Raw genomic sequence first — 12742 nt, forward strand, 5'->3', positions numbered from 1 at the left:
TTCAAATAAGTAATAAAAATACTTTGATTTTTAAAATAATAAGGAGACCTTTGCACGGCAAAAAACCAACCACTGGTTTTTTACAAGAACATGTTTCGGGATGGGGTCTGTCAAGACCAAGTACCGAGGCTATTATACATGTTTTACACTATATCAAAAAAAGACAATGAAAACAGTAGAGGTAATAGGCTTCAGAAGAGAAGATCTTGGAAAATCAACTTCTAAGAAACTTAGAGCAGAGGGTAACGCTCCATGTGTACTTTATGGTGGTGAAGAAGTAATCCACTTCCACGCTCCAATGTACCTGTTCAAGGATATCGTTTACACACCAGAAGCTTGTTTCGTTCACTTGAACATTGAAGGTGTTGAGAAAAAAGCAATCCTTCAAGATGTTCAGTTCCACCCAGTTTCAGAGGTAATCATGCACGCTGACTTCTTGGAGTTGGTAGATGACAAGCCAGTGAAAATGGAGATCCCTGTATCTTTCGTAGGTAAGTCACCAGGTTTGCAAATGGGTGGTAAGCTTGTTGCAAAACTAAGAAAGCTTAAAGTAAGTGCATTGCCAGCTAACATGCCTTCTTCTGTAGAGGTATCTGTTGAAGGTCTTGACCTTGGTAAATCAGTAAAAGTAGGTTCTGTTGAGGCTAAGGATTTCGAAATCCTTTACAACCCATCAGTAACAATTGCTTCTATTGCAATTCCAAGAGCCCTTCGTTCTGCTCAGTCAAAATCTGCAGAATAAGCATCATAGATATTGCTTATCATTTACAAAGGCCACTGTGTATATACAGTGGCCTTTTTTTATGAAAAAATTAGCCCAAAAAAAACCATTCAAAGAGCGTTATAAAAAATCATTAGGATTTCTTATTACGTAATAAGTTTTAATGATTTTACTTTCACTTAGTTCTAATGTATCTTGAGATCAAGATCAAAAAATGTTGAACGGTAATTAAAGAAGGATATTATCTTACTGATTACCGACTACTAACTATATTATTCATTATAACCCCATAATAACACTATGAGTAAAAAAGAGAGTAAAACTAACCGTATTGGACTAGAAACTGAGAAAACAGAAAAGCTTGCTAAAAAACTGAATAAACTTCTAGCCAACTATCAACTTTATTATCAAAACCTAAGAGGGTTTCACTGGAATATCAAAGGAAAGAATTTCTTCGAATTACACGTTAAATTTGAAGAGTTATATACAGAAGCTCAACAGCAAATCGATGAAATTGCTGAGCGTATTCTTACTTTGGGGCATCAACCTTTACATACTTTCAGCGACTATTTAAGTGTCTCTGACATTAAAGAAATCAAAGGAGTCTCTAAGGATGAAACTGCCGTTAAAACCGTAGTAGCTAATCTGAATACGTTACTGGAGATTGAACGTAAAGTTTTAGACCTCGCTGGAGAGCAAGAAGACGAAGGTACTACAGACCTTATCAGTGGACTTGTAAGTGGACAAGAAAAGCATGTGTGGATGCTAACCGCTTGGTTAGGCTAACCCTCACTCTTCATGTATAAAAAAAGCACTTGGCGGTATAACTGCCAAGTGCTTTTTATTTTACCGGATTAGGGTAATGGTCTAAAATTTCACCTCTTTACAAAAAAATCAACATTCCCAAGGCTACCAACATGGTCAGATGTGACAATCCCAAAGCCCATGAAAACATCTTGTTTTTCAAATACTTATCTTTATTGACAATTACCTTGGAAACGATATAGCGTATTGATCTACGTTCGCGAGGAGAATAATGATAATCCTTAAGCGCTCGGTCATCTTTCAATTTAGCATAGTAGTCAATCAACAACATCAGGTCATCTTTCAACATGTCATTTCTTTTCAACTCTTCCTGAAAATAAGTCGCTTCCCTAGTATCCATTTGTCCTGTCAGGTAGCGTTCTGAAAGAATAATATAGCCGATTGTTGTATTGATATTTCTCATAGTGGGTCATGTTAGTGCTGTTGAACTTATCTCTAAAATAGAGGAGGAGGGGTAGTTTACCCAAGATCATTATCGTTCATTAATAAGTGTACGTCCATATTCCTTCTATATTTTTCTTTTTTTGAGCCCCCATTCATACCCTACCTAAAAATAATTATATAATTTTTCATTTTGATTATCAGCACAATAATACTTGACCCTCCATTTTTTTTATAGAAAGATTTGTAGGTTTCAAAAAGCATCGTACCTTTGCATCGCTTTCAGGGAAAAGCAACACACTAAAAGCGAGAATAGCTCAGCTGGTAGAGCACGACCTTGCCAAGGTCGGGGCCGCGGGTTCGAATCCCGTTTCTCGCTCAAAAAAATGCCAATAGGCATGCCGGGATGGTGGAACTGGTAGACACGCAAGACTTAAAATCTTGTCGCCTTAGGGCGGTGCGGGTTCGATTCCCGCTCCTGGTACAGACATAACATAATTATTAGCGAGAATAGCTCAGCTGGTAGAGCACGACCTTGCCAAGGTCGGGGCCGCGGGTTCGAATCCCGTTTCTCGCTCAAAACCTGACAGTATCCTGTCAGGTTTTTTTGTGCCCTATATTTTCCCAAAAGTCCTAAACATCCCTGATCACTGCAAATCCCCTGTATATTCCCCTTTCAAAAGCAGTACATTATCCCCCTTAAACTTATTCTCCTTATATCCTATTGACAATTCAAGATTTGTATGGTATTTATTTGTGTCACTGATGGATTAATCCTACATTTGTACACTTTGAAAAACGTAGTGATCAATCAACTAGTTAAATTCTGCAAGGATTGAAATGCAGATCAAAGTGACCTATATGTTTTGTGATGGATGTATTTTTTATCGCTTAGTACATACAATGGGGATATATAGGATTGAGTTGAATTTTTTGATTTAATGAAATAAGCGGAAACTAACAATTTAGCAGTTCAGTCATGGCGATTATTAATAAGATTAGACAGAAGTCAGGCATTGCCATTGGAGCAATCGGCGGGGGGATGATCCTATTCCTTCTAGGAGGAGATCTATTATCATCTAACTCAAGCATCCTAGGAAAAAACAAACAAGTCGTTGGAGAAGTTGCTGGAGAAGAAATCTCTTTGCAACAGTTCAACAATGCTGTTGAGCGTTTCAAAGGAGGAAGATCCTTTAGTGAGGCTCAAATGGCTCAGGTAAGAACAGCTGCCTGGAATGAGCTAGTAAGAGAAATAGCTTATGGTAAAGAAGCTGAACAACTAGGAATCACAGTAACAGAAGCTGAGCATAAAGACATGATCAATGGCGACAACATTGATCCTACTTTTGCACGTAATTTCATTGACTCTACCGGTCAAGTCAACCGTGAGCAAATCAACAACTACCTAAATGCACTTCAAAGCATGGATGCAGGTAGCCCTTATGTACAGCAGCAGCTTTACATGCAAGAGGTACTTAAGATCAACCGTCAGCGCCAAAAATATGTAAACCTAATTGGCAATACATATTTTGCTAATAAACTAGAGGCAAAACAAAAATACCAGGAGCAAAACACAACAGCAGAAGTTGTTTACGTAAATGTTCCTTACTACTCTGTTCCTGACTCTGCTGTAGAAATTTCAGATAGCGACCTTTCTGCTTACTTCAACAGCCACAAAGAAGACTTCAAGCAAAAAGAAAGCAGAGGAATCAAATTTGTTAGTTTCCCTATCGAAGCTTCTGAGGATGATCAAAAAGAACTTAAAGGAGAAATCTCTAAGTTGATCGCTCCTTTCAAGAATGCTGCTAACGATACTGCATTTATCGCTGCCAATACAGAAGGAGCAACGAACTTCATGACGGTTAACATGACTGGTGTTCCTAGCGTTCTTAACGTAGACGAACTGAAAGAAGGAGAAGTATACGGCCCTTATTTCGCAGCAAACGCTTACAGAATCTACAAAGTAGAAGATATCGCTAAAGATACTGCTTATACTGCTCGTGCGAGCCATATCCTTTACAAAGCAGTTAAAGGAGATGCAGCTTCAGAGGCAGAGGCTAAGAAAAAAGCTGAAGAGACTCTTCGCAAAGTAAGAAGTAATCCTGCTTCATTTGAGGATATCGCCAAAACAGAAGGTGATGCTGCTCCTCAAACAAAATCAAGAGGTGGTGACCTACAGTGGTTTGCTGAAGGTCGTATGGTGAAGCCTTTCAACGATGCAGTATTTAACGCTAGCAGAACAGGTATTATTCCTCGTTTGATCAAAACAGACTTTGGCTACCACATCATCAAGGTAACTGCTACTAAAACCAACAAGCAGTTTGTATTGGGTGTTATTGAGAAAGCACTTCAGCCATCTCAAAGATCTGTAGATACTGCCTTTGGTAAAGCAATGAAATTTGCTTCTTCAAGCAAGAATGAAGCTGCTTTCAACGCAACTGCTGAGGAAGAAGGTCTATTCCAGGAACAAGCATTGAACATCACTCCTGAAGCAACTTATATCAACAGCATGAGAAGCAGTGGAGTAAGATCAATCGTTAGATGGGCTTATGAGGCTGACATGAATGATGTTTCCAATGTATTTGAATTGGAAGATCGTTATGTAGTTGCTGCCTTGATTGCTGAGAAAGAAGAAGGAACAGCTTCTTTGGACGAAGTAAAAGATCAAGTGAGAAGAGAAGTCTTGAAAGAAAAGAAGATCGACTATATTGCAGAAAAGCTATCAAGTCTTGAAGGTTCAGTTGAAGACATCAAAGATGCTTATGGCGCTGGTGCAACTATCCAAAAAGAAAATGATCTTACTGCAGCAGCTAGATCACTTCAAGGTGCTGGTTCTGCTCCTAAGACAATCGGTACTATCTTCGGTATGCAAGAAGGTACTATTTCTTCTCCTATCAAGGACGAAAATGGTGTTACTATCGTGAAGCTTGTGAAAATCAACAAGCCTCTAGAAACTGCTGACTACTCTATCTATAGAAAGCAGATCGAGCAAACACAAAACAGAACAGCTGAAAGCAAAGTATTCAACGCTGTATCTGAACTTGCTGAAGTAGAAGATAACAGACATGACTACTTCTAGTAGATAAATAAAGCAGGTAAGTAATTACTGCATAAACAAGAAGCCATCCTTAAACATATTTAAGGATGGCTTTTTTTATTATGCATAAATCTTTTGGTCATTAGAATGAGATCAAAAATATTGTGCTATACAGCGGTGATGCTAAAATCAATTATAAAGCGAAGGATATTGTAACAGGTTTACATCATACTCCCAAAAACATTGATGGGACAGAGGTCACTACTTTTTATTGCCACGGAACAACTCTTAGTACCTATATTGTATTGTTCAACTTACATACTGGAACCCAACAGCTTTTTGGATCCTGTAATTGTGAGGAAGGAAGTCTACAAATACAGTCAGTAATAATAAAAAGGGGTATGACCTGTGTAGATCATACCCCTTAGGATTTAAATAATTCCCAACTTCTTTCTAAGTTCATTTGGTACTGCATCTTTATGTACCATAAAGGCTACTGACTTCAATCGAACAAAAGAACGGGACATATATAAGTATCCTCCATAAGCATTCGACTCGCTACCCCAAGAGTTCTTCGTCACATAATACTTGCCACCTTTCTCATCGTTTACCGTTCCGATGATATGCATTAGGTGATCATCCGTAGTGGTATAGTTATCAAACTGCGTCTGTCTATAAGACTCATCAACCTGCAATTCCGGCTCATATTGCTCAAACATCCCTTCTCGTTCCTTACGAGATTTTTGCTCCCATGATTTAGCAGGTACAATTGCAATTCCATTCTTATGAGAGAATGACTTCTCACTCACATCACCGTCCCATACCAAGGAATATCCTCTATCCAAAGCATAATCCATCACTTGCTCAAACTCATCCAAAGGCAAGTTGTAATAACGAGCTCCTGCCCAGTTGTCTGGTACTTCTACCTGCACTTGCTCATAATATGGATGATGATTAAAAGAAGTAATCTCTACATAATCTTCTGGATTGAAACCTACAACCTTCTCCGCATACTCTTGAGGAGTAAACGTTTTCCCTTTTACCTCAAAGGTCTCAGGTACTTCCCCTAAATAGCTATCCAATACAGCATTAAAAGCATCTTTCCATTTAGGAGTAATTTTTCGGGATTTGATCAGCGTTCCCAACATACTCTCCAATACATTGAAAAGCTCTCCGTGATCATGAACCACTTCTCCTTTTGCCAACCCTGTATAAACGTTCTCAGGAACAATCCCATGTGTTTTGATAATATTGGTAACGTCATGGGAAAGACTACCTTCTCCGAAGTTAGATTTTCCATGATAACGTACATATTTCTCTGCTTTTACTGGGTAGTTATGACGTACAAAATACATCTCAGAAAGATCCAACTCTCCTTTTCCCATTCGCATCGCCTCTGACTCTATAAAAGACGTCGTGGAGAAACTCCAACAAGTTCCTGTTCTTCCTTGACTCTTAACTGGCGTTACTTTCACCTTTTTCAGCTCTTGCAATTGATATCCATCCTTTAAGGGAATATCCTGAGCATATGAAGGGTTAAAGGCTGCCACTCCAGCTAAAGCCACAGAGGCTAATAAAGATTTTATGGTAGTATAGTTCATTCTATATGTTTGTAATGTTTAGTTATCAAAAAAGATAATAGGTATCTCGTAGTACTTCTCCAATATAATATATAAGGAAATAAAGCACAATCCCATTAACAAACTCATAGAAGGTAAAAAGTAAGAGGTATAAAGTAAAAAGTGTGATTCTCCTAATCTATTACCTTATACCTCTTACCTTTTACCTTTTACCTTAATTAAGGAACTGGGTCATACCCTGAGCCTCCCCAAGGATGGCACCTGCCAATGCGTTTCAACCCCAAACGTACTCCTTTCCATGCACCATATTTCTGTATTGCCTGAATCATATACTGAGAACAAGTCGGCTGATAACGGCAAGAAGGTGGTAGCCAGGGAGAGATAAACAATTGATAGAATCGCACAACCCCAATTGCGATTTTTGAAAGAATATTTTTCATACCGGTCGATACTTTGAATAAAACCTGATCATCTACGAATATACGACATATTTTATTAAGCAATTAATCCCTCTATTCTATCGAAAATAGGGTATTTTTTATGCTCATCGCTAACATTTAATTGTAAAAACGGATAAGCAAATTTATTATAGTGAAAAAAAATTGTATTCTTGTAATAATTTCTATCAATCGTTTAGTAAAAAGGTGTTTTCATGCTTAAATTGGCATGCACTTGCGGCACATGCTTGTAATTGAAATGATTACAGACGCACGTGAAACATTCCTTATTGCACACAATCAAAAAACGGCAAAATGAGTGTATTAGTAAATAAAGACTCTAAAGTCATTGTACAAGGCTTCACTGGATCAGAAGGTACCTTCCACGCTGAGCAGATGATTGCCTACGGAACCAATGTAGTAGGTGGTGTTACTCCAGGAAAAGGAGGTCAAAAGCACCTAGACAGACCAGTATTCAACACAGTAGCTGACGCAGTTAAAGAAGTTAGCGCAAACGTTTCTATCATTTTTGTTCCCCCAGCATTTGCAGCTGACGCTATTATGGAAGCAGCTGAAGCGGGTGTAGAAACAATCATCACGATCACTGAAGGTATCCCAACCAAAGATATGGTTGCTGTTAAAGAATACCTTTCTGATAAAGATGTAACGATGATCGGACCAAACTGTCCGGGTGTTATCACTCCAGGTCAGGCGAAAGTTGGTATCATGCCAGGCTTTATCCACAACCCAGGTAAGATCGGTATCGTGTCTCGTTCAGGTACACTTACTTACGAGGCAGTAGATCAAATCACTAAAGCTGGTTTGGGACAAAGTACTTGTATCGGTATTGGAGGTGATCCAATCATCGGAACAACGACTAAAGACGCTGTGAAACTATTGATGGAAGATCCTGATACAGAAGGTATCATCATGATTGGTGAGATCGGAGGTAGCATGGAAGCTGAAGCAGCTCATTGGGTAAAAGAAAATGGCACGAAGCCTGTTGTAGGTTTCATCGCTGGTCAAACAGCCCCTAAAGGACGTAAAATGGGTCACGCAGGAGCGATCATTGGTGGAGCAGATGATACTGCAGAAGCTAAGATGAAGATTATGGAAGAGTGCGGTATCCACGTAGTACATTCTCCAGCAGATATTGGAGAGACTATGGTGAAAGCACTAGCAGCTAAAGCTGTATAATTCTTAATGAAAAATGAAGAGTGAAAAATGAGGAATTATTCTTCATTTTTCACTCTTCATTTTTCATTTCTATTACTTCCCGCAGCATTTTTTATACTTCTTGCCGCTTCCACAAGGACAAGGATCATTACGACCCACCTTATGGGGATTGATTTCCGCCTTAGGGTTTACCACTCCATTCTGAAAGTACCATATTCCATCTACCTTCCTGAAGGTTGAGTTCTCATGATGACTTTTCAAGGCATTTCCTTCTTTATAATATGCCTTAAACTCGACTTTACCGATCTCATGGTTAATACCCCCTAGTTCCCGACTAATCAGTTCAAGCTTTTCCCATTGGGTATGCTGTGCCCACTCTGCGATCTGGGAACGATCATGCTGATGTCTCTCTGAAGGATGAACAGTATCCACAATATAATCCACACTTCCTTTTACATGAGCGGTATATCGGGAACGCATCAATTGTTCTGCCGTCTTCGCTTTCTCCTTACCTTCTATAAAGATACCACAACAAGTATCATAAGCTTTTCCTGAGCCACAAGGACACTTTTCTATCATAACTTTTCTGTTTTGACAATTAATATTATTTCATAGGGGTTGTTCAAATAAAATAAGCATTACCATTATTCCGTGAACCCTCGCCTGAGCTTTAATGTCGTCAACTTAAGTTAAATACTAGTCCTAGCGAGGACGCAAAGACCAGTGTTTACCATTCCGTATATTACAACCCCTATTCTTCTTCTGGTGGCTCCTGATCAAATATGATTTTCACCTGATTGATTCTTGCTCCTTCCATCGAAAGAATTTCTATCTTAAAATGACTCCCTTCTATCAAATCTCCCATTTCAGGAATATCATGATTGATATTAAGAATTAACCCTCCTAGTGTTTCATACTCTCCTTCCGGTAATTCCCAACGATATTCTTCATTCAGATAATCGACCTCGTTACGGGCACTCAATTGAAAAACCCTATCGGAAAGTTTAATAATCTTCAGCTCCTCATCGTCATCATGCTCATCTTCTATTTCTCCAAAGATCTCTTCAATAATATCCTCCATGGTCACAATGCCCGAAGTACCTCCAAACTCATCCACCACCAAGGCCATACTCTTGTGTTCTGCCGTCATTTGAATCATCAACTCATTGGCTAGCATACTTTCTGGAACCATCACCATTTCTGTAAGAATTTCCTTGATGACCTTCGGCTTTTTAAATAAATGAAATACGTGACAGTAGCCGATTACATTATCCACTGATTGCTTGTAAACAGGGATTTTGGAATGTCCGCTTTCATTAAAAAGATGATTGAGAGATTCTATACTATCATCTATTTCAATCGCCACGATCTCCTTACGAGGAACCATACATTCCTTTACTTTGACATGCTTGAACTCCAATGCATTGGATAGGATTTTCTTATCAACTACTTCTACTTCATCTGTCTCGTTGGTGGCAATCGCTATCTGCTGTAAATAATCACTCAAATCTGTCAGGTTAAACTGAGGTTGTCCCTCAGAATACTCCATATTCATCACCTTTACAATGGTAAATGCAGAAAGGCGCTCTACCATCCAGGTAATAGGAAACATAATGGTATAGATAACATTCATCGGTAAAGCTGAGAATGTCAAAAACTTATCAGGATCAGCTAATGAAACACTCTTAGGTACAAACTCAGCTGTCATCAAAACCAAGGCAGTTGAAAGTACCGTTTGTATAGCCAACGTACTAATATCTAAGGTACTTTGAGCTGTTACATGAAGATGCTCCTGCAATGCAGCCTTAATCATAGGATCCAGGATCTCGGCAATAAAGAAACCATACACCACCAAGGCTACGGTATTTCCTATCAGAATTGTCGTGATAAAAGTAGATTGATTATCATAAAACTTTGCCAATACCTGTCCTAGCAAGTCACCTTTCTTCTTTTGAATTGCTATATGTAATCTGTTCGCCGATACAAAGGCGATTTCTGTGGCCGAGAAAAAGGCAGAAAATACCAAGGATAAAAGTACCGGCCACAATTCCAGTACTATTGAAAAAAATGCTTCCATAAATTACGGGATGAGTAGTTGGCTCCATTTACTTTTGAAAAACCATCTGCCAACTAAACAAGTACTGATTAAAAATCATTTATAAGTTTAAGGGATCAAACAAACATCACCCTAAAAAGATTACTATTAAGAGCTTGTGAAACCACACCTTTTGGAATCTAAACAAGCTTTAAGGCTCAAAAATATCTAATTTGACACTCATCTACAACGATGAACGAATAAGGTAAGCCGAAAGATTCAATAAACAGGACACATTCTACATTGGACCCTATAAAAGTATATAAAACTCCTGATGCTAAAAATCCGCATCAGCTTTTCAAGATTACGGATATGAGTACTGTGTTTTCAGCTCATCCCACTCATGATGACGTACCCCATCGACACGACTTCTATACCATTCTGTTTATCCAGAAAGCAGAAGGGCAGCACATCATTGATTTTAATACTTATGACTTAGGACAACGGCAAGTATTCTTCGTGAGTCCGGGACAAGTACATCAAATGCTCGAATCCAAGCCTTCCAAAGGTTGGGCACTCACCATACGAAAAGAATTTTTGGAAACACATCATATCGATACTTCTTTCATCTCAGAGATCAACTTGTTCCGGGATTTTGGAGATACCCCTCCATTGACTCTAGAAAAAGAAATCTTTCATTCCATGGAGCAGCTCATTCTTCAGATGAGAGATTGTATTGAAAAAAGCTCTCGTTTTCATTGGGAAGCAGTAGGGGCCTACCTCAAGCTTTTCTTGATCAATGCGAATAATCAATGTGTACTTCCCCAGCATAATACCCCTCATTCTCCTGCAGAAATGATCCTCAGGAACTTTAAGTTACTTGTAGAAAAATACTATAAATCAGAACACCAAGTACAGTTCTATGCTGATCAATTATTTATCAGTACAGATCACCTCAATCGTACCATTGATCATCTAATTGGAAAAAAAGCCAAGCAATTTATTCAAAACAGAATTTTACTGGAAGCAAAACGACTACTACAATACTCCGACAGTACAGCCAAAGAAATTGGCTATCACCTGGGATTTAAAGAGGCAGCGCATTTCAGTAACTTTTTTAAGAAAATGACAGGAGTATCCATTAGTCAATGGATCAAAAATCAAGCTATTTAAGAGGATGTCGGATTTTTGCAACATTATACCGTTTTCTTGCATTTATTGATGCCACTAAATATCCCACCTTTGTATTGTCAACAAATTGATCAACCAATAAAACAATTATATACGATGAAAACGGTATTACATAAAGCAGAGACAAGAGGAGTAGCAAACCACGGCTGGTTACATTCGAATCATACGTTCAGTTTTGCAAACTATTACAATCCAGAGCGTATTCACTTTGGGATGTTACGAGTATTGAATGATGATCAGGTAGCTGCTGGAAAAGGATTCGGCACACACCCTCATGACAATATGGAAATCATTTCTATTCCATTGGAAGGGGATCTGGAGCACCAAGATAGCATGGGAAACAAGACTGTTATCAAGCAAGGGGACATTCAGGTCATGAGTGCCGGAACAGGGGTACATCACAGCGAGTATAACAAGAATGCCGATAAGGATGTAAAGTTCCTCCAAATATGGGTATTCCCGAATAAAAAAGGAGTAGAACCTCGTTATGATCAGATTACCCTGGATACAGACAAAATGCACAATAACCTGCAGCAGGTACTATCACCTACTCCAAACGATGAGGGGGTATGGATCCACCAAAATGCTTGGTTCTCTATGGGTAATTTAGAACAAGGTGTTTCTCAGAAGTACCAATTGCATGGAAAAGATCAAGGGGTGTATGCCTTTGTGCTAGAAGGAGATGTAACTATTAATGGACAATCTTTAAATAAAAGAGATGGTCTAGGCATATGGGATATCGACGAACTTGAGGTAACTGCTGATTCCAATGCAAAAATCCTCCTTATGGAAGTTCCTATGAACTAATAAACAATAAAGGACATCGCTTTAGCGGTGTCCTTTATTGTTTAGATCCCATTCTTATACCTCACGTACTCTTCCATAATACTCCCTAACGTAGAAATCGCCAGGCTCACTATTCCTATATCATCCAACCAACCTATAATTGGTAGAAAATCCGGAACCGCATCCACTGGAGTCAATACATACACAATTGCCCCTACCAGAATGGCCATATGTGCCTTACTCACCTTAAACTCCCCAGCATATACATCCTTTGCCATATTAACCATGGTCTGAAACTGCTGCTTCACCCTACCCAACATAGGCACCTTACTTTCAGCATCATGTAACTCTGCTGTAGTGAGATCATTATTTTTCTGCATGTTGACAAACTGAGTCACGGCACGCACGGCTTGTTTTGTTGAGATCATAGTATTGGAGTTATGAGTTATGAGTTAACCTTTAATAATAAGTTAGGTGGTATTCTTTACAATAACCAACTTTTTATTACTTAACTGAGCTTTCGCTCAGTTAATCTTTGGATAAAACATAATTATCCTGAGGAGAGTACTCAAG

General features: G+C 38.8%; 12 protein-coding genes and 3 tRNA genes. 9 read left to right on the forward strand and 6 right to left on the reverse strand.

Annotated elements, in window-relative coordinates:
• Positions 1-166 precede the first annotated feature (166 nt).
• Together ABD985_RS20745 and ABD985_RS20750 are read left to right on the forward strand one after the other, a co-directional pair.
• The gene (locus ABD985_RS20745) at positions 167-742 is read left to right on the forward strand and encodes a 50S ribosomal protein L25/general stress protein Ctc (protein ID WP_345375188.1); all 576 of its coding nucleotides are present in this window, start codon (positions 167-169) and stop codon (positions 740-742) included.
• Positions 743-1021: 279 nt separating this feature from the next.
• Complete coding sequence (locus ABD985_RS20750) at positions 1022-1507, forward strand: Dps family protein (RefSeq protein WP_345375189.1); 486 nt, start codon at positions 1022-1024, stop codon at positions 1505-1507.
• Between the two features lie 97 nt (positions 1508-1604).
• On the opposite strand, the gene ABD985_RS20755 is transcribed toward ABD985_RS20750, so the two are convergent.
• Complete coding sequence (locus tag ABD985_RS20755) at positions 1605-1949, reverse strand: hypothetical protein (RefSeq protein ID WP_345375191.1); 345 nt, start codon at positions 1947-1949, stop codon at positions 1605-1607.
• A gap of 284 nt (positions 1950-2233) precedes the next feature.
• Between ABD985_RS20755 and ABD985_RS20760 the strand changes: the two genes are divergently transcribed.
• From ABD985_RS20760 to ABD985_RS20775, 4 genes are all read left to right on the forward strand, one after another.
• Positions 2234-2306: transfer RNA gene (locus tag ABD985_RS20760), tRNA-Gly, on the forward strand.
• A gap of 21 nt (positions 2307-2327) precedes the next feature.
• Positions 2328-2411, forward strand: a tRNA-Leu gene (locus ABD985_RS20765).
• 20 nt (positions 2412-2431) lie between these two features.
• A tRNA-Gly gene (locus ABD985_RS20770) sits at positions 2432-2504 on the forward strand.
• Between the two features lie 402 nt (positions 2505-2906).
• Positions 2907-5006 carry a SurA N-terminal domain-containing protein gene (locus ABD985_RS20775; protein ID WP_345375193.1) on the forward strand — a complete coding sequence of 700 codons (2100 nt, stop codon included), beginning with the start codon at positions 2907-2909 and terminating at the stop codon, positions 5004-5006.
• A 389-nt stretch (positions 5007-5395) separates the two neighbouring features.
• On the opposite strand, the gene ABD985_RS20780 is transcribed toward ABD985_RS20775, so the two are convergent.
• Positions 5396-6565 carry a C1 family peptidase gene (locus ABD985_RS20780; RefSeq protein ID WP_345375194.1) on the reverse strand — a complete coding sequence of 390 codons (1170 nt, stop codon included), beginning with the start codon at positions 6563-6565 and terminating at the stop codon, positions 5396-5398.
• A 197-nt stretch (positions 6566-6762) separates the two neighbouring features.
• On the reverse strand, positions 6763-6984 hold the full coding sequence (yidD, locus tag ABD985_RS20785) for a membrane protein insertion efficiency factor YidD (protein WP_345375196.1): 222 nt from the start codon (positions 6982-6984) through the stop codon (positions 6763-6765).
• A 312-nt stretch (positions 6985-7296) separates the two neighbouring features.
• On the opposite strand from yidD, the gene sucD reads away from it, so the two are divergent.
• Positions 7297-8178, forward strand: a complete 882-nt coding sequence (gene sucD, locus ABD985_RS20790) for a succinate--CoA ligase subunit alpha (protein WP_345375197.1) — start codon at positions 7297-7299, stop codon at positions 8176-8178.
• A 72-nt stretch (positions 8179-8250) separates the two neighbouring features.
• On the opposite strand, the gene ABD985_RS20795 is transcribed toward sucD, so the two are convergent.
• The gene (locus tag ABD985_RS20795; RefSeq protein ID WP_345375199.1) at positions 8251-8736 is read right to left on the reverse strand and encodes a YchJ family protein; all 486 of its coding nucleotides are present in this window, start codon (positions 8734-8736) and stop codon (positions 8251-8253) included.
• Positions 8737-8908: 172 nt separating this feature from the next.
• Positions 8909-10234, reverse strand: a complete 1326-nt coding sequence (locus ABD985_RS20800) for a hemolysin family protein (RefSeq protein WP_345375201.1) — start codon at positions 10232-10234, stop codon at positions 8909-8911.
• Positions 10235-10564: 330 nt separating this feature from the next.
• Between ABD985_RS20800 and ABD985_RS20805 the strand changes: the two genes are divergently transcribed.
• Positions 10565-11365, forward strand: a complete 801-nt coding sequence (locus ABD985_RS20805; RefSeq protein WP_345375203.1) for a helix-turn-helix domain-containing protein — start codon at positions 10565-10567, stop codon at positions 11363-11365.
• A 114-nt stretch (positions 11366-11479) separates the two neighbouring features.
• On the forward strand, positions 11480-12190 hold the full coding sequence (locus ABD985_RS20810) for a pirin family protein (protein ID WP_345375204.1): 711 nt from the start codon (positions 11480-11482) through the stop codon (positions 12188-12190).
• A gap of 41 nt (positions 12191-12231) precedes the next feature.
• Here ABD985_RS20810 and ABD985_RS20815 read toward each other — a convergent pair whose 3' ends face one another.
• Positions 12232-12597 carry a YkvA family protein gene (locus tag ABD985_RS20815; protein WP_345375206.1) on the reverse strand — a complete coding sequence of 122 codons (366 nt, stop codon included), beginning with the start codon at positions 12595-12597 and terminating at the stop codon, positions 12232-12234.
• Positions 12598-12742 lie beyond the last annotated feature (145 nt).

The organism is Algivirga pacifica, from assembly GCF_039543525.1.
GTDB classification, from domain to species: domain Bacteria; phylum Bacteroidota; class Bacteroidia; order Cytophagales; family Flammeovirgaceae; genus Algivirga; species Algivirga pacifica.

Coding starts and splice junctions, on each gene's coding strand:
- ABD985_RS20745 (WP_345375188.1), top strand. CDS start 167: ATGAAAACAGTAGAGGTAATAGGCTTCAGAAGAGAAGATCTTGGAAAA.
- ABD985_RS20750 (WP_345375189.1), top strand. CDS start 1,022: ATGAGTAAAAAAGAGAGTAAAACTAACCGTATTGGACTAGAAACTGAG.
- ABD985_RS20755 (WP_345375191.1), bottom strand. CDS start 1,949: ATGAGAAATATCAATACAACAATCGGCTATATTATTCTTTCAGAACGC.
- ABD985_RS20775 (WP_345375193.1), top strand. CDS start 2,907: ATGGCGATTATTAATAAGATTAGACAGAAGTCAGGCATTGCCATTGGA.
- ABD985_RS20780 (WP_345375194.1), bottom strand. CDS start 6,565: ATGAACTATACTACCATAAAATCTTTATTAGCCTCTGTGGCTTTAGCT.
- yidD (WP_345375196.1), bottom strand. CDS start 6,984: ATGAAAAATATTCTTTCAAAAATCGCAATTGGGGTTGTGCGATTCTAT.
- sucD (WP_345375197.1), top strand. CDS start 7,297: ATGAGTGTATTAGTAAATAAAGACTCTAAAGTCATTGTACAAGGCTTC.
- ABD985_RS20795 (WP_345375199.1), bottom strand. CDS start 8,736: ATGATAGAAAAGTGTCCTTGTGGCTCAGGAAAAGCTTATGATACTTGT.
- ABD985_RS20800 (WP_345375201.1), bottom strand. CDS start 10,234: ATGGAAGCATTTTTTTCAATAGTACTGGAATTGTGGCCGGTACTTTTA.
- ABD985_RS20805 (WP_345375203.1), top strand. CDS start 10,565: ATGAGTACTGTGTTTTCAGCTCATCCCACTCATGATGACGTACCCCAT.
- ABD985_RS20810 (WP_345375204.1), top strand. CDS start 11,480: ATGAAAACGGTATTACATAAAGCAGAGACAAGAGGAGTAGCAAACCAC.
- ABD985_RS20815 (WP_345375206.1), bottom strand. CDS start 12,597: ATGATCTCAACAAAACAAGCCGTGCGTGCCGTGACTCAGTTTGTCAAC.